General features: G+C 67.0%; 18 protein-coding genes, 1 tRNA gene and 1 pseudogene. 7 read left to right on the forward strand and 13 right to left on the reverse strand.

Features of this window, described 5'->3' with window-relative positions; all coding sequences use genetic code 11:
- Positions 1–188: 188 nt before the first annotated feature.
- Positions 189–809 carry a TIGR03085 family metal-binding protein gene (locus I2456_RS19145; RefSeq protein ID WP_085074834.1) on the reverse strand — a complete coding sequence of 207 codons (621 nt, stop codon included), beginning with the start codon at positions 807–809 and terminating at the stop codon, positions 189–191.
- Between the two features lie 133 nt (positions 810–942).
- Here I2456_RS19145 and I2456_RS19150 point away from each other — a divergent pair, with 133 nt between their 5' ends.
- Positions 943–1,158, forward strand: coding sequence for a DUF3072 domain-containing protein (locus I2456_RS19150; protein WP_068032800.1), 216 nt, complete (start codon positions 943–945; stop codon positions 1,156–1,158).
- A gap of 22 nt (positions 1,159–1,180) precedes the next feature.
- Here the strand turns inward: I2456_RS19150 and I2456_RS19155 are convergent.
- A tRNA-Leu gene (locus I2456_RS19155) sits at positions 1,181–1,262 on the reverse strand.
- 39 nt (positions 1,263–1,301) lie between these two features.
- On the opposite strand from I2456_RS19155, the gene I2456_RS19160 reads away from it, so the two are divergent.
- Together I2456_RS19160 and I2456_RS19165 are read left to right on the forward strand one after the other, a co-directional pair.
- Complete coding sequence (locus tag I2456_RS19160; RefSeq protein ID WP_085074835.1) at positions 1,302–1,682, forward strand: hypothetical protein; 381 nt, start codon at positions 1,302–1,304, stop codon at positions 1,680–1,682.
- Positions 1,679–2,035 carry a DUF3817 domain-containing protein gene (locus tag I2456_RS19165; protein ID WP_085074836.1) on the forward strand — a complete coding sequence of 119 codons (357 nt, stop codon included), beginning with the start codon at positions 1,679–1,681 and terminating at the stop codon, positions 2,033–2,035. The genes I2456_RS19160 and I2456_RS19165 overlap by 4 nt, the downstream gene beginning before the upstream one ends.
- On the opposite strand, the gene rdgB is transcribed toward I2456_RS19165, so the two are convergent.
- Positions 2,032–2,637 carry an RdgB/HAM1 family non-canonical purine NTP pyrophosphatase gene (gene rdgB / locus I2456_RS19170; protein ID WP_085074890.1) on the reverse strand — a complete coding sequence of 202 codons (606 nt, stop codon included), beginning with the start codon at positions 2,635–2,637 and terminating at the stop codon, positions 2,032–2,034. The two genes, I2456_RS19165 and rdgB, sit on opposite strands and share 4 nt — an antisense overlap.
- The gene (gene rph, locus I2456_RS19175; RefSeq protein ID WP_068032806.1) at positions 2,634–3,413 is read right to left on the reverse strand and encodes a ribonuclease PH; all 780 of its coding nucleotides are present in this window, start codon (positions 3,411–3,413) and stop codon (positions 2,634–2,636) included. The genes rdgB and rph overlap by 4 nt, the downstream gene beginning before the upstream one ends.
- A gap of 154 nt (positions 3,414–3,567) precedes the next feature.
- Between rph and I2456_RS19180 the strand changes: the two genes are divergently transcribed.
- Together I2456_RS19180 and I2456_RS19185 are read left to right on the forward strand one after the other, a co-directional pair.
- A complete protein-coding gene (locus tag I2456_RS19180) occupies positions 3,568–3,984 on the forward strand; it encodes an Hsp20/alpha crystallin family protein (RefSeq protein WP_085074891.1) in 417 nt (138 codons plus the stop codon).
- Between the two features lie 31 nt (positions 3,985–4,015).
- A complete protein-coding gene (locus I2456_RS19185) occupies positions 4,016–4,327 on the forward strand; it encodes a hypothetical protein (RefSeq protein ID WP_085074837.1) in 312 nt (103 codons plus the stop codon).
- Positions 4,328–4,465: 138 nt separating this feature from the next.
- Here the strand turns inward: I2456_RS19185 and I2456_RS19190 are convergent, their stop codons facing one another.
- The 8 genes and pseudogenes from I2456_RS19190 to clpS form a co-directional block, all read right to left on the reverse strand.
- The gene (locus I2456_RS19190) at positions 4,466–5,239 is read right to left on the reverse strand and encodes a cyclic nucleotide-degrading phosphodiesterase (protein WP_068032810.1); all 774 of its coding nucleotides are present in this window, start codon (positions 5,237–5,239) and stop codon (positions 4,466–4,468) included.
- A gap of 72 nt (positions 5,240–5,311) precedes the next feature.
- On the reverse strand, positions 5,312–6,124 hold the full coding sequence (murI, locus tag I2456_RS19195) for a glutamate racemase (protein WP_085074838.1): 813 nt from the start codon (positions 6,122–6,124) through the stop codon (positions 5,312–5,314).
- Positions 6,121–6,830, reverse strand: a pseudogene (locus I2456_RS19200) (rhomboid family intramembrane serine protease). The gene murI and the pseudogene I2456_RS19200 overlap by 4 nt, the downstream one beginning before the upstream one ends.
- A gap of 64 nt (positions 6,831–6,894) precedes the next feature.
- Positions 6,895–7,176 carry a MoaD/ThiS family protein gene (locus I2456_RS19205; protein WP_068032815.1) on the reverse strand — a complete coding sequence of 94 codons (282 nt, stop codon included), beginning with the start codon at positions 7,174–7,176 and terminating at the stop codon, positions 6,895–6,897.
- A 20-nt stretch (positions 7,177–7,196) separates the two neighbouring features.
- Entirely contained in the window at positions 7,197–7,577 is a 381-nt protein-coding gene (locus I2456_RS19210) for a M67 family metallopeptidase (protein WP_241008012.1), read from the reverse strand.
- Between the two features lie 34 nt (positions 7,578–7,611).
- Positions 7,612–8,655 carry a P1 family peptidase gene (locus tag I2456_RS19215; RefSeq protein ID WP_085074840.1) on the reverse strand — a complete coding sequence of 348 codons (1,044 nt, stop codon included), beginning with the start codon at positions 8,653–8,655 and terminating at the stop codon, positions 7,612–7,614.
- 10 nt (positions 8,656–8,665) lie between these two features.
- Positions 8,666–9,253: an oxidative stress transcriptional regulator AosR gene (aosR, locus tag I2456_RS19220; RefSeq protein ID WP_085074841.1), complete on the reverse strand. Its 588-nt coding sequence runs from the start codon at positions 9,251–9,253 to the stop codon at positions 8,666–8,668.
- A 24-nt stretch (positions 9,254–9,277) separates the two neighbouring features.
- Positions 9,278–9,583: an ATP-dependent Clp protease adapter ClpS gene (gene clpS, locus I2456_RS19225; RefSeq protein ID WP_067414688.1), complete on the reverse strand. Its 306-nt coding sequence runs from the start codon at positions 9,581–9,583 to the stop codon at positions 9,278–9,280.
- A gap of 101 nt (positions 9,584–9,684) precedes the next feature.
- Here clpS and I2456_RS19230 point away from each other — a divergent pair, with 101 nt between their 5' ends.
- Positions 9,685–10,950: a nicotinate phosphoribosyltransferase gene (locus I2456_RS19230; protein WP_241008013.1), complete on the forward strand. Its 1,266-nt coding sequence runs from the start codon at positions 9,685–9,687 to the stop codon at positions 10,948–10,950.
- 62 nt (positions 10,951–11,012) lie between these two features.
- Positions 11,013–13,001 carry an ATP-dependent DNA helicase gene (locus tag I2456_RS19235; protein WP_085074843.1) on the forward strand — a complete coding sequence of 663 codons (1,989 nt, stop codon included), beginning with the start codon at positions 11,013–11,015 and terminating at the stop codon, positions 12,999–13,001.
- Here I2456_RS19235 and glgP read toward each other — a convergent pair.
- Positions 12,988–15,594, reverse strand: coding sequence for an alpha-glucan family phosphorylase (glgP, locus tag I2456_RS19240; RefSeq protein WP_085074844.1), 2,607 nt, complete (start codon positions 15,592–15,594; stop codon positions 12,988–12,990). The genes I2456_RS19235 and glgP overlap by 14 nt on opposite strands.
- Positions 15,595–15,640: the final 46 nt, after the last annotated feature.

A 15,640-nucleotide genomic window follows, 5' to 3' on the forward strand; every position in this document is an offset into this window, starting at 1 on the left:
CGATCCTCTCCCGCGGCGGTGTACCCCGCCACGACTTCTCCGATCGCGCGGCCCGGCACCATCTCGACCGTCGGCCGCCTGGACGCGTCGTGACAGCGGCGGTCTGGCAGCACACCTAGGACTAGTAAGTTACCCACCACAAACTAAGGGTTGCCTTACCATAGGTCAACTTCCGCCGCCTGACCGAGTTACAGGCCTTTACGTGCCTCACGCACAGCTCTGATTGCCGCCTCGTCCCCCTCGAGGTCCACTCGGGAGTCCCGCCCGACGGCGAAAAGGAGCAATTCCTCGGGCGCGCCGGTCACGGTGACCGCTGGGCCGCGGCCGGCGGTGAGCAGCGTCTTGCCCTCCGTCGTGCGCAGGGCGACGCGGCCGGGAACCTTCGCCAACGTCAGTCGACCCATGAGCGGCACCGTCCGACGCAGTCGTGCGGTCAAATTCGGGTCGAGTTCGCGCGGCTCCCAACCCGCCCCGGCACGGCGTACGTCTTCGTGGTGGATGAACATCTCGGCGACGTTGGCCACCGAGTCGAGCAATTTGAACGGCGAGTAGGACGGTGGACCGGATGCGATTTTGCCGACCAGTTCCTCCCATTCCGTCTGTTGCGCCACTTGGTTCTGCACCTTCTCGGTGTGGTCGGCGAAGAACGGAATGAGGATGCCGGGCGCGGCGTCGAGGCGGTATTCCCGGATGACCAAGTGGGCTGCCAAGTCACGCGTCGTCCACCCTTCACACAAGGTGGGCGCCTCTGGCCCGGCGGCAAGGATGGTCTCCACTAGGGCAGCGCGCTCCTGTTGTGCGATGGACATCTGGTCTCCTTCGGCTGAGAACCGGTCAAAGGCGGGGCGGGCTAACCGACGCCATAGCATGACGCTACCGATTCTTCCGACGCTGTCGCGATCGAATGTTTCGAACGTACGTGCGATGGCTATCCGGCCTGGCATGACCAACGATGTGCGGCAAGCCCCGCAGGAGAACCCCGAGAAGGACCCCGACCAGTGGGTGACCGGCGAAGAGCCGATGACCGGTCCGCAACGCAGCTACGTGCGCACGCTGGCCCAAGAGGCCGGTCGAGACCTACCCGACAACCTCACCAAAGCCGAGGCGTCGCGACTGATCGAGGAGTTGCAGCAAGAAACCGGCCGGGGCGCGGGCTAGAGTCTGCGCCCGCCCGCCACCGTGCGCGAGGGGGGACTCGAACCCCCACGTCCTAAGACACTGGAACCTAAATCCAGCGCGTATACCAATTCCGCCACTCGCGCATGAGCGCCTCACAGACTACCGCGCGGTACCGTCTTGGTGTGTCCACTACGCATCGTCGCAGGCCGGCGCTGATCGCTCTGGTGATCATCGCCGCCTGTGGGTGCCTGGCCCTGGGGTGGTGGCAGTGGACACGCTTTCAATCGACGTCGGGGAGCTACCAGAACCTGGGCTATGCGCTGCAATGGCCGCTGTTCGCCTGGTTCTGCGTCTATGCGTATCGCAATTTCGTCCGCTACGAGGACGCGCCGCCGCAACCGCAAAGCGCCACGGTGCCAACCGAAATACCCGCCGGACTCCTCCCCGAGCGAGCAGAACCCAGGCAACCGCCGGCGGACGATCCCGCTCTGCGTGAATACAACGCGTACCTGGCCGAACTCGCCAAACACGATGCCCAGAAACAGAACAGGACCACCGCATGACCGGACCCGAGACTCCTGAAGCGCCGCAGACGGCGTCCGTTTTTCCTGTCGAAAAGATCCGTACGGCGCTGACCGCCTATCGAATCATGGCGTGGGCGACGGGCCTGTGGCTCATCGCCCTGTGCGGAGAACTGGTCTCGCACTTCGTCTTCCACCGCGAGATCCGCTGGATCGAAGTCGTGCACGGCTGGGTGTACTTCATCTACGTACTCGCCGCTTTCAACCTCGCCGTCAAGGTCCGCTGGCCGATCGGCAAGACGGTCGGCGTCTTGCTCGCCGGGACCGTGCCGCTGCTGGGCATCATCGTCGAGCACTTCCAAAGCCGGGACGTCAAAGCCCGCTTCGACCTCTAAGTAGGCGCCAACCCACGCAGCGCCGGCAGCAGCATCGCCAGCGCACGACCACGATGAGATACCTCGTCCTTCTCGGCGGGGCTCAGCTGCGCCGCCGTGCGATCCTCCCCGTCCGGGATGAAGACCGGGTCGTAGCCGAAGCCGCCTTCTCCGCGCGGTTCCCTGGCAATTCGACCCGGCCACTCACCGCGCACCACCACCTCACCCGACGCGGATACCAAGGCGCAGGCCGACACGAAGGCCGCTGCGCGCCGCTCGTCAGGCACGTCGCGCAGTTGCGCGAGTAGCAATGCGGTGTTGGCGGCATCCTCGCCATGGGTCCCCGACCACCGCGCCGACAGCACGCCTGGCATGCCGTTCAGAGCGGCGACTTCCAGACCCGAGTCGTCGGCGACACTGGCCAGACCGGTCGCGGCGAACGCGTCGCGGGCCTTGGCCAAGGCGTTGTCTTCGAACGTTGCACCGGTCTCCGGCGCTTCGTCGAAAGCGGGAACATCGTCGAGCGACACCAGGGTCAGACCGGACAATCCGGCACCGTCGAGCACGCGGCGTAACTCGGCCAGCTTCTTGAGGTTGCGGCTGGCCACCAGCACCCGGGTCAGCTTCCGAACGCCTTGGGCTGCGACGCTCCCTCGGGCAGCACACCCGGATACGGAAGGGCCAACGCGTCGCGTTGCGCGGCGAACAACGTGTCGCATGCGTTCAACGCCATGTCGAGGAGCTTGTCCAGCGTGGAGCGCGGAAAGGTCGCTCCCTCACCGGTGCCCTGGACTTCCACCAATGTTCCGGTGTCGGTGGCGACCACATTCATGTCCACCTCGGCGCGCGAGTCCTCCTCGTACGGAAGGTCGGCGCGCACCCTGCCGTCGACCACGCCGACGCTCACCGCCGCGATGGCACACGACAATGGCCGGGGATCGGACAACTTCCCCGCTGCCCCGAGGTAGGTCACCGCATCGGCCAGCGCCACGTAGGCGCCCGTGATGGCCGCGGTCCGGGTGCCGCCGTCAGCCTGTAAGACGTCGCAGTCCACGGCAATTGTGTTCTCTCCCAACGCCCCCAAATCGATGCAGGCCCGCAGCGATCGGCCGACCAGACGGCTGATCTCCTGGGTGCGGCCGCTGGGCCGCCCTTTGATCGATTCACGGTCGGAACGGGTATGGGTGGCCGACGGCAACATCGCGTACTCGGCGGTCAACCAGCCCAGGCCCGATCCCTTGCGCCACCGGGGTACCCCTTCGGTGACGCTGGCAGTGCACATGACCTTGGTACGGCCGAACTCGACAAGCACCGAACCCGCGGGATAGTCAGTGAAACCTCGGGTGATCACCACCGGGCGAAGCTCGTCGTCGAGGCGACCGTCTTCTCTTTTGGACACGACGCCAACCCTAGCGACCGCACGCTGACCATTGACGACTTGCTCGAAATCTTCTTGCGCTCGGCTCCGACAGGTGATATATAAAACCTATGCCGCATGGCATAGATTAACTCAACCCCACGACACTAAGATTGGAGAGTTGGAGGTGGCGACCATGTTGATGCGAACCGACCCGTTCCGTGACCTCGATCGCTTCACTCAGCAAGTGTTCGGGACTGCGGCCCGCCCGGCGGCCATGCCGATGGATGCCTGGCGCGAAGGCGAGGAGTTCATCGTCGAGTTCGATCTGCCTGGCATGAACGAGAATTCGCTGGATCTGGACATCGAGCGCAACGTGGTGACGGTGCGCGCCGAGCGTCCCGCGGTTGACCCGAGCCGAGAGATGCTGGCCGCCGAACGCCCGCGCGGTGTCTTCAGTCGCCAGTTGGTGCTCGGCGACAATCTCGACACCGAGAAGATCGACGCGTCTTACGACGGCGGCGTCCTGCGGCTGCGCATCCCGGTGGCCGAGAAGGCGAAGCCGCGCAAGATTTCGATTGCCCGGAACGGACACAAGGCAATCGACGCCTGACTGGCCGGTGCGCCCGGCGAGGTGGTCGGAGATGACGCGCGTGTGCACGGTGGCGGCAGCACCAGCGACGATCGATGCTGCGGGGCTGTTCGATCTGGACCCCGACACAGCGGACCTGCTCGCTGAGATCGACGCCGTCTTGTGCGCGGCGCTCGTCCCTTCCCGCCGGCCACCGGCACCGCCGGCCATCGGCTGCGCCGTGGCGGGGCCGCGGTTGGCCGATCGGTCGAGCGCTGCACTGGTGCGGCCGCGACGCGTACCAGCGCAGCGCGTCCGAGCGGTTCAACGCAGTCCTCCGCGGCGAGTGACCAACGAAGAGGAAAACGAAATGGAAGGCAGGTGATGACATCACGGCTGGCCTAGCCGAGTGACCCGCACCCCGGTCGAGACCTAGGGCGCCAGATCCTCACAGAGACGCGCCGTTGCCTAGACAGGCGACTCCGGGGGCGGGCACCCGGCGCACCAACGCGAAGAACCCCGCTCAGCCCCGATGCACTTCGAAAGTCTCGTCGCACACCACAGCGTGCACGGGACCGTCGAACTCCGCCTTAGCTTCACTGATCACATCTTCGCGCGATGTCCACGGCGGGATGTGGGTGAGAAGCAACTCTCGAACCCCGGCCTGCGCCGCGGCGCGACCGGCCTCCGTGCCGGACAAATGCAGGTTGGGCGGATGCTTGGCCGAATGCGTCCACGACGCCTCACACAGGAAGACGTCCGCGCCGCGCGCCAGTTCGACCAGCTGGTCACACGAGCCGGTGTCACCGCTGTACACCAAGGTCGCTCCACTGGGGTCGGTGATCCGCAGACCGAAGGACTCCGTCGGGTGAGCCACGATGCGCGGCAACACGGTGAGTGCGCCCACGGTCACCGGCTCACCATCCACCCAGTGATGAACGTCGAAGATGTCCGAGCAGTCGTCGATCTCGCCGCCGAACGGCGAGGACGCCGCGCCTAACCGAGACCACGTGTCGCTGGGGCCGTACAACAACGCCTTACCTTGCGGCCGCGACGGGTGATAGCGCCGCCAGACGAAGAGTCCCGGCAAGTCCAGGCAGTGGTCGGCATGCAGATGTGACAACAGCACCTGCACGGCTGAGGGGTCAGCGTGCCGTTGGAGTGCGCCGAGCACACCGCCGCCGAAGTCGATGACAATAGGCGGGGTGTCAGGTGCCCTGAGCAGATACCCCGACGCAGGCGAATCCGGACCCACCACGCTGCCCGAGCAGCCGAGTACGGTAATTCGCACGGACACTACTGTGCCATGCCCGATAGCACGATGGAGAAAACATCGCCGCTTTTACTGGCACATTCATCGGCATACCTACTAGACGTTGGAGTGACGCACGGGTTCAACGCCAGTGATGGCCGGGCCGAGGAACCGTGAAGCCAAAAACGTGAATGAATCCGGGTCTCCGGTGGCTTCGAAAATCCGGGTCGCGGGTGCCGCGTCGTGGGGACGCAGCAGGTCTGCTTCGGTGAGCACCCGGACCACTTGTTTGGCGGTCTCTTCAGCACTGGAAACCAGCGTGACGTGGTCGCCCATCACCAGTTGGATCAGGCCGGAAAGCAACGGATAGTGCGTGCATCCCAACACCAGCGTGTCGACCTCGGCCCGCTGTAGCGGCTCGAGATAGCCCTCGGCCAGACCGAGCACCTGGCGTCCGCTGGTGACCCCGCGCTCGACGAAGTCCACGAATCGGGGGCAGGCCACCGCGGTGATCTGGGTGTCGCGGGCGGCGGCGAACGCGTCCTGATACGCATGTGACGCGATGGTCGCGCGGGTACCGATCACCCCAATGCGGCCGTTGCGGGTAGTCGCGACGGCCCGACGCACGGCGGGCAGGATCACTTCGACGACGGGCACGTCGTAGCGTTCCCGCGCATCGCGCAGGCACGCCGCAGACGCCGAATTGCAGGCGATCACCAACACCTTCACGCCTCGACTGACCAGATCGTCCCCTATAGCCAAGGCGTGCGCCCGGATATCGGAGATGGCCAGCGGGCCGTACGGGCCGTTGGCGGTGTCGCCGACGTAGACGATGTCCTCGTCGGGCAGTTGGTCGATGATGGCCCGAGCGACGGTCAATCCCCCGACCCCGGAATCGAAGACTCCGACGGGTGCCAGCGGCGACGTCATAGCGTGCGGGGCAGTGATCGGGGTGATTTTTTCCGTTCCCGGGCTTTGCGTTCCGGGGCGGACAGTAGGTACGCCGCCACCACTCCGGCCAGCGCACCGCACAAATGGCCTTGCCATGACACCCCGCCGCATCTGCCCAGGACCGGCAAAGCGCCCCACAGGACACCGCCGTAAACAAACAACACGACCAGCCCGATGACGATGTCGCGCAACCTGCGGACGAAGAATCCGAAGACCACCAGGAAGGCCAGCCAGCCGAAGATCAGTCCCGACGCCCCGATGTGGTCGGTGGGACCACAGCTACTGCCGACGTTGCCGATCAGCCAGGTTCCGAACCCGCCCAGGATCCACACGATCGCCGTGGCCCAGACGAAACGTGCCAGACCGGCCAGCGTCATCAGGAAGCCGAGCACCAGCATCGGGATCGTGTTGGCGATCAGGTGCTGCCAGTTGGCGTGCAGCACCGGCGCGAAGACGATTCCCCAGAGTCCGTCGGTGGTCAGTGGCCTGATGCCGTTGCGGTCGAGCCGGCCGCCGCTCAACTGGTCGATCAGTTCCACCAGATAGAGCAATGCCACAAACGTGAGGATCGTGGTTCCGCCGACCACCCATCGCGGCCGCTTCCCCACCGGGGTCGCCGGTGTTCGCGAGTGCCCTGTCGGGCCGGTCATGCCCATACCTGCCCTTTCGGCCTCTTCGGCGTCATCCAGGCTACCGGCAACGACGCCGGTGGAAGAGACCTCCATCGGCGTCGGCGGCGACGAACGCGCTCAACCGCCCGCGACGGCGGGCAGGATGGTGACCGAGTCACCGTCGGCTATCGCGGTGTCCAAGCCGCCGGAGAATCGGACGTCCTCGTCGTTGACGTAGATGTTGACGAAGCGGTGCAGCTTGCCGGGAGAAGACTTGTCGACGAGGCGCTCGGAGATACCCGAGTAGTTGGCCTCCAAGTCCGAGATGACCGCTCCGAGCGTCTCACCGCTCGCCGAGACGCGCTTCTGACCTCCGGTGTGCGGCCGCAGGATGGTCGGGATGGACACGGTGACGCTCATGCGGGCCTTTCGGGGACTGGTCAGTATTGATCGACGATAGTGACTGGTTCTTCGGTCACGGCACCGCCGATGATGCGGTAGCTGCGCAGCTGGTGGCGGACGGGGTCGCGGGTGGAGACCAGCACGTAGTGGGCATCGGGTTCGGCGGCCAGGTCGACGTCGGTGCGGCTTGGGTAGGCCGCGGCGGCGGTGTGCGAGTGATAGATGACCACAGGCACCTCTGCGGCGCCTTCCATCGCGCGCCAGACTCGCAGATGTTCCGTGGAATCGAACCGGTAGAACGTCGGTGAGCGTTCGGCGTTGCGCATCGGAATGTGGCGTTCCGGTCGGTCCGAGCCGTCGGGTCCGGCCAGTACTCCGCACGCTTCGTCGGGATGGTCGCGGCGCGCATGGGCGATCATGGCGTCGACCAGATCGGCACGGATGACCAACACTTCACCCGCCCACTTTCCCGAAGGCTCCGGGCAGCACGTCGCGGTAAGTCGGAATGCCGGCCACCGACTCGGCGGCGATGACACCGCCCAGCACCGCCCGTGCCAGGCAGTCGGCCGCAGCCGCCCCGACGGCGGTGATGAGTTCGGTGTCCGGAAACATGGCGGCGGGCAGGTCCGTCGGTGGGGGCACCTCGACCGCACCGGTGGCCAGCGCGAAGACGGTGTCGCCGTCCAAGGGGGTGTGGGCGGGCCGGATGGTGCGCGCCAGCCCGTCGTGGGCCGCGATGGCCACCCGCCGGCACCCCGCCGGACCCAGGGTGGCGTCCGTGGCGACCACTGCGATCGTCGTATTGAGCGTGCTGAATTTGGTCGGTAATCCGGCCAACGCTTCGATCTCCGCTTCCGGCGGCACCTGCAGCCCGAGCTCCTCGCCGAGGCCGGCCATCCATGGCAGGCCGGTCACCGGATCGACGACGTTGCCTGCGGAGTTGACTACGACCACCGCGCCGACGGTGACGCCCGACGTCAACGTCGTCGACGCCGTCCCGACGCCGCCTTTCAGCACCCCCGCGCGCGCCCCCACACCCGCTCCAACGGTCCCGACCGCGACACCGGTGTTCTCGGCTGCATCGGCCGCTGCACACGCGGCATAGCCGAACTCAGCCGTCGGCCGGCAGCCCCAACCGCCGACGGGCAGGTCGAAGATCACCGCGCCGGGCACGATCGGCACCACCCCGTCGCCCATCGCGACACCACGCTCGTGTTCCTCGAGCCAGCGCATGACGCCGTCCGCGGCGGCCAGGCCATAGGCGCTGCCACCGGCGAGCAGCACGGCGTCGACGTACCGCACGCTGTTGGACGGGTCCAGCAGATCGGTTTCCCGCGTTCCGGGCGCACCGCCCCGGCAGTCCACGGCGCCCACGGTTCCCGGCGGCGCGAGCACGACCGTGACACCACATGCCCAGCCCGCACCCAGCGTGGCATCGTCGTCGAGCCGCTGGTAGTGACCGACGCGGACGCCGCCCACGTCGGCGATGGAACTCATCGCGGCGACCTCACGAGGGTCGGCGCCCCATCAGGACCAGCACCAGATACTCCTGCAGGACGGTGAGCCATTGGTACACGTCGAAGTGTGCGGCCAGGGGGTGGTCGGCGGGCAGTCGCTGGGGGCCCTGCGGGCCGACGTCGAGCATGACGCCCAGCGTCAACCGCAGGTCGTTGACCGCAGCGATCCAGGAGTTGGCGGCCTCCTCGGTCAGCTCGAACCGGCCGCCGTTGTCCGGCACTGTGTCGAGAACCTGTTGAGCGGCAACGCGTTTAGCGTCGATGATTTCCGGCTCGTGCAAGCTGCGCAGCGCGGCGTTGAGGGTCTCGGAGGCGTCGCGGGCCAACGGGTCCTTCTCGTCGGGCCGGTAGAAATCGGGCAGCAACCGACTCAACGTCGGGTCGCCCGGACGGTCCGAATGTCCGGTCTTGATACCGGTGATCTCTTCCAGTTCGTCGGACGGCGCGGACGCCTCGCGGTCATCGAGCAGACCGATCATCGCCCCGACCAGATTCTTCAGCAGCGCCGCTTCATGCGGCGCCAGCGACGACCGAAAGCGGGGACCGTTGCGGGTCTCGACGCGCTTCCATTTGCGCACAGCGAATCGCCGGTACCTTCGACTTCACCGGTCCTGCTGCATCGTCGCCCACAATCCGGCGGCATGCAGCTTGGACACGTCGACTTCCATGGACTCGCGGCTACCCGAGGAGACCACGGCCTTTCCTTCGTTGTGCACCTGCAACATCAGCTTGGTGGCATGCGGCTCGCTGTAGCCGAAAAGCTTCTGGAACACGTAGGTGACGTAGGTCATCAGGTTCACCGGGTCGTCCCACACGATGGTGACCCAAGGACTGGCCGTGACCTCGACCGGCGCGGATTCTCGTTGTTCAGTCGAGCCCGGCTTGGCGGGCGCTGCCGCAACAACCATGGCCCCAGGATAGCGAGCCCGGCCACGATACGAACCGTTACGGTTGCGGGGTGAATGACTCGGCCTTGGTTGGGCTGCTGACTGACAAGTACGAGTTGACCATGCTGGCGGCGGCGTTGCGCGACGGCTCCGCCGAACGCCGAACCACGTTCGAGGTGTTCGCGCGGCGACTGCCGCACGGTCGTCGCTACGGGGTGGTCTGCGGCACGGGTCGGCTACTGGAGGTGCTGCAGCAGTTCAGCTTTGACGACGAGGCCTGCGACCTGCTCGCCGAATTCCTGGATCCGGACACGGTCAGCTATCTGCGCGACTTCCGGTTCGCTGGTGACATCGACGGATACGCCGAGGGTGAGCTGTATTTCCCGGGGTCGCCCGTGCTGTCGGTGCGCGGCAGCTTCGCCGAATGCGTGGTGATCGAGACCCTGGTGCTGTCGATCTTCAATCACGACTCGGCCATCGCGTCGGCCGCTGCCCGCATGGTCAGTGCGGCCGAAGACCGGCCGCTGATCGACATGGGATCGCGACGCACCCATGAACACGCCGCCGTGGCGTCGGCCCGCGCGGCCTATATCGCCGGTTTCGCCGCCTCGTCCAACTTGGAGGCGCAGCGGCGCTACGGAGTCCCCACTGTCGGCACCGCCGCGCATGCGTTCACCATGCTGCACACCCGCGATGACGGTGCCCTGGACAAGACCGAATTGGACGCGTTTCGGGCGCAGGTGGACGCGCTGGGCGCCGACACCACGCTGCTGGTGGACACCTACGACGTGACGGCCGGAGTGGCCAACGCGGTGGCCGCGGCCGGCACCGCACTGGGGGCGGTGCGCATCGACTCGGGCGAGCTGGGTGTCCTGGCCCGGCAGACCCGCGACCAACTCGACCGGCTGGGCGCCACTCAGACCCGCATCGTGGTCTCCGGCGACCTCGACGAATTCAGCATCGCCGCCTTGCGGGCCGAGCCGGTAGACAGCTATGGAGTGGGCACCGCCCTGGTCACCGGCTCGGGCGCGCCGGCGGCCAACATGGTCTACAAATTGGTCGAAGTGGACGGCATCCCCGTGCAAAAACGCAGCAGCCACAAGGAATCTCGCGGCGGCAGCAAGCAGGCGCTGCGACTGGCGCGTCCTACCGGCACCATCACCGAGGAGATCGTGCATCCCGCCGGCCATCCGCCTGCCCTCGACGAGCCTTCTCGGGTGTTGACCACAGCGCTGGTCCGCGAGGGGCAGGTCGTCACCGACACCGGCAGCTCTGCCCTGGCCGCCGCGCGGGAGCTGGTGACCTCCGGACTGCGCAGCTTGCCCTGGGAGGGCCTGAAACTGTCGGCCGGCGACCCGGCGATTCCCACCCGGACAATCACCGCCTGAGCTATACCGTCGACCTACCGCGCGACCCGACGACTCGAGGAGCCCCCACGCCCAATCCGTCCGTGTCCGAGCTGCTCGCCGTCGCCGTCGCGGCGCTCGGCGGTAGTGAGCGACGCGGTCAGCAGGAGATGGCGACCGCGGTCGCGGCAGCCTTCGAGTCGGGCCAACACCTCGTCGTCCAGGCCGGCACCGGCACCGGCAAGTCGCTGGCGTACCTGGTCCCGGCGATGCTGCAGGCGGTGACCGACGATGAGCCGGTCGTCGTATCGACGGCCACGATCGCGCTACAGCGCCAGCTCGTCGATCGCGACCTGCCCCGCCTGGCCGATTCGCTTGCCGCTGCACTGCCCCGCCGTCCCGAATTCGCACTGTTGAAAGGGCGGCGAAACTACCTGTGCCTGAACAAGATTCATAACGGCGGCGCATCCGGCGAGTCCGGCGCCGCCGACGAGCGACCGCAAGAGGAATTGTTCAATCCGATGGCGGTCACCGGGTTGGGTCGCGACGTGCAACGGCTCACCGAGTGGGCATCGACCACCGATTCCGGCGATCGTGACGACCTGAAACCCGGTGTGCCCGACCGATCCTGGGCGCAGGTCAGCGTCTCGGCGCGCGAATGCATCGGCGTGGCTCGTTGTCCGTTCGGCACCGAGTGCTTCTCCGAACGGGCCCGCATGCGCGCCGGGGCGGTCGACATCGTGGTCACCAACCACGCACTGCTGGCTATCGACGCCGTCGCGGACTCGGCGGTGCTGCCCGAGCACTCGCTGTTGGTGGTCGACGAAGCCCACGAATTGGCCGACCGGGTCACCTCCGTCGCGACCGCGGAACTGACCTCGGCCGGCCTGGGCCTCGCTTCCCGCCGCGTCACCCGGTTGGTCGATCCGGAGATCACCGAACGCCTCGAGGCGGCATCGGCGATCTTCACCTCCGCCATCCACGACGCGCCACCGGGCCGCATCGACCGCCTCGACGACGAGCTGGCGACGTACCTGACCGCGCTGCGTGATGCCGCCAGTGCGGCGCGTTCGGCAATCGAGACCACCGGCGACGCCAAGACCGCTTCGGCCCGCGCGGAAGCCGGCGCGGCGTTGACCGAGATCTCCGATACCGCCACGCGCATCCTGACGTCGTTCGCGCCCGCGATTCCCGACCGGACCGAAGTGGTGTGGCTGGACCGGGAGGACACGCGCGTCGCGTTGCGGGTGGCCCCGCTGTCGGTGTCGAATCTGCTTGCCCAACACTTGTTTTCGCGCGCTACGACGGTGCTGACGTCAGCGACGCTGACGGTCGGCGGGTCGTTCGACGCGATGGCGTCGGCGTGGGGGCTAACCGGCCCCGACGGCGGTGACGAGCCGGGCGGGCAAACCTGGAAGGGCATCGACGTCGGCTCCCCCTTCCACCACGCCACATCGGGCATCCTGTACGTCGCCGCCCACCTGCCGCCGCCCGGCCGCGACGGCGCCGGTTCGGCCGAGCAGCTCACCGAGATCGCCGAACTCGTCACCGCCGCCGGCGGGCGCACCCTGGGGTTGTTCTCCTCGATGCGGGCCGCCCGAGCCGCCGCCGAGGCGATGCGTGAACGCCTCACCACCCCGGTGCTGTGCCAGGGCGACGACACCACCTCCGCGCTCGTCGAACAATTCACCGACGACCCGGAGACCTCGTTGTTCGGCACACTGTCACTGTGGCAAGGCGTCGACGTGCCGGGACCGTCGCTGTCTCTGGTGCTCATCGACCGCATCCCCTTCCCGCGCCCCGACGATCCCTTGCTGAGCGCTCGCCAGCGCGCGGTGGCCGCCCGGGGCGGCAACGGCTTCATGACGGTCGCGGCCAGCCATGCGGCACTGCTGCTGGCGCAGGGCTCGGGTCGGCTGTTGCGCCGCGTCAGCGACCGCGGCGTGGTGGCGGTACTCGACTCCCGGATGGTCACCGCCCGATACGGCAGCTATCTGCGCGCCTCACTGCCGCCGTTTTGGCACACCACCAACGCCGCGCAGGTGCGCGGGGCGTTGCAGCGGCTGGCGGAGGCTCACCTCAAGCCAGGGTGACCAGTCCTAATTCGTTGCTGTTGGCCAGCATCGGATGGCGGGGCAGCACACGCACCGTGTATCCGAGCGCACCCGCCAGTGGTAGCGGTGTCGTGGTCGAGAACACCTGATTCCCGCCTTCGGCGCTGCCGGTATAAGACATCTCGACGGTGGTCGGGTCGACCAGTACATCGCTTGCGTCGACTCGGCCCAGCACCGCTTGCACGGTCACTTCGTCCGGGCTCAGGCCGGCCAGCTGCACCGTCGCGGTCAGCGTCAGCTTCGACCCGAGCAGCGGGGTGTCGGGCAGACCGGTGCTGTCGACGTCGGTGATGTCGATCTTCGGCCAGGCCGCTTCGGCCCGCCGTCGGTAGGCGGCCAGTTCGCGGGCCGGCTCGAACTCATCACCGGGATGCTCGCCGTCGACCGGCGCTTTGACGGTGTTGCGCAGCGACTGCGCCGCCGGTGTGTAGTAGTGCTCGACGTAGTCGCGGACCATCCGCGAGGCCAGGACCTTCGGGCCCAACGTCTGCAACGTGTGCCGCACCATCTCGATCCAGCGCGGCGGCACGCCGTGTTCGTCGCGTTCGTAGAACTTCGGCGCCACCGCCTGCTCCAGCAGGTTGTACAGCGCGGTGGCTTCCAGCTCGTCGCGGCGGCTTTCGTCGGCCAGCCCGTCGGCAGACGGTATCTCCCAACCGTTTTCGCCGTCGTACCACTCGTCCCACCAGCCATCGCGGATCGACAAGTTCAATCCGCCGTTCAGCGCGCTCTTCATCCCGGAAGTACCACACGCCTCCAGCGGGCGCAGCGGGTTGTTCAGCCACACATCGCAACCCCAATACAGCAGCCGGGCCATCGACATGTCGTAGTTCGGCAGAAAAGCGATGCGATGGCGCACTTCTGGCCGGTCGGCGAACCGCACCACCTGCTGAATCAGCGCCTTGCCGCCGTCGTCGGCCGGATGCGATTTACCCGCGACGATCAACTGAATCGGTCGCTCCGGGTCGAGCAGCAACTTCTCCAACCGATGCGGGTCGCGCAGCATGAGCGTCAATCGCTTGTACGTCGGCACCCGGCGGGCGAAGCCGACCGTCAGCACGTCGGGATCGAAAGCCTTTGCGATCCATTCTAATTCGGCGTCCGAGGCACCACGCTCCAAGCAGGACTGGCGCAAGCGCCGCCGGACGTCCTCGACGAGCAGCGTCCGCAGCTGGGATCGGATCCACCACAGATGTCCGGGGTCGACCTGCTGGAGGCGTAGCCATACGGCGGGCTCACTGAACGAGTCCGACCCGGCCAACTCGCGGCCCAGCTCCAGCCATTGCGGGGCGGCCCAGGTGCGGGCGTGCACGCCGTTCGTGATCGACCCGATCGGCACTTCGGCGGGGTCGAAGCCGGGCCACAGTTCATTGAACATGGCGCGGCTGACCCGGCCATGCAGCAGCGAGACGCCGTTGGCGCGCTGCGCCAGCCGCAGCCCCATGTGCGCCATGTTGAACTTGGTCACATCGTCTTCGGCGCCCAGGGCCAGTACGCGCTTGGTCGGCACGCCCGGCAGTAACCGGGACACCGTCTCGACGGTGTCGTCGAAATAGCGTTGCACCATGTCCAACGGGAACCGGTCGATTCCCGCGGGCACCGGGGTATGGGTGGTGAACACGGTGCTGGAGCGCACGACCGTCAACGCGGTGTCGAAGTCCAGTGCCGAATTGGTCATCAGCTCGCGGATGCGTTCCACACCCAGGAAACCGGCGTGGCCTTCGTTCATGTGGAAGACCTCCGGCGCAGGCAACCCCTCGATGGCGGTGAACGCCCGGATCGCCCGTACCCCGCCGACGCCGGCCAAGATCTCCTGCTGGATGCGGTGTTCCTGGTCACCGCCGTACAAGCGGTCGGTGACGCCGCGCAGCTCGTGTTCGTTCTCAGGGACATCGGAGTCCAGCAGCAGCAACGGCACCCTGCCGACTTGCGCCACCCAGATCCGCGCCCGTAACCGAGCGGAATCCGGCAAGGCCAGCTCCACCAGCACCGGATCACCGCCGGGTTCGGTCAGCAGCCGCAACGGCAAGCCTTGCGGGTCCAGCGAGGGATACGTTTCCTGTTGCCAGCCGTCGGCGGTGAGCGACTGCCGGAAGTACCCCGAGCGGTAGTACAGACCCACCGCGATCAGCGGCAACCCGAGGTCGGAGGCCGACTTCAGGTGGTCGCCGGCCAGGATGCCCAAGCCGCCGGAATAGTTGGGCAGCACTTCGGCGACACCGAATTCCATCGAGAAGTACGCGATGCCGGTCGGCATCGAGACACCGGCTGCTTCTTGCTGCTGGTACCACAGCGGCCGGGTCAAGTAGTCGTTCAAGTCGGCGGCGAGCTCGTCGAGCCGGCGGCAGAAGTCTTCGTCGAGCGCCAATTCGTCGAGTCGGGCGGGTTTGACCGCACCCAGCAGCGCCACCGGGTCGTTGCCGCAACTCGACCAGAGGGCGGGGTCGATGCTGGCGAACAGGTCTTGGGTGGGTTTTTCCCAGGACCATCGCAGGTTGGTTGACAGCTGGTCCAGCGCGGCTAGACGGTCAGGCAGGTGAGCACGGACGGTAAAGCGACGGAGGGCCTTCACGCATCTTTACCTTACTAACGATTTCGCCAAATGCAGGGTTAGGTCC

Origin of the sequence: Mycobacterium kubicae (genome assembly GCF_015689175.1) — a bacterium.
Lineage (GTDB): Bacteria > Actinomycetota > Actinomycetes > Mycobacteriales > Mycobacteriaceae > Mycobacterium > Mycobacterium kubicae.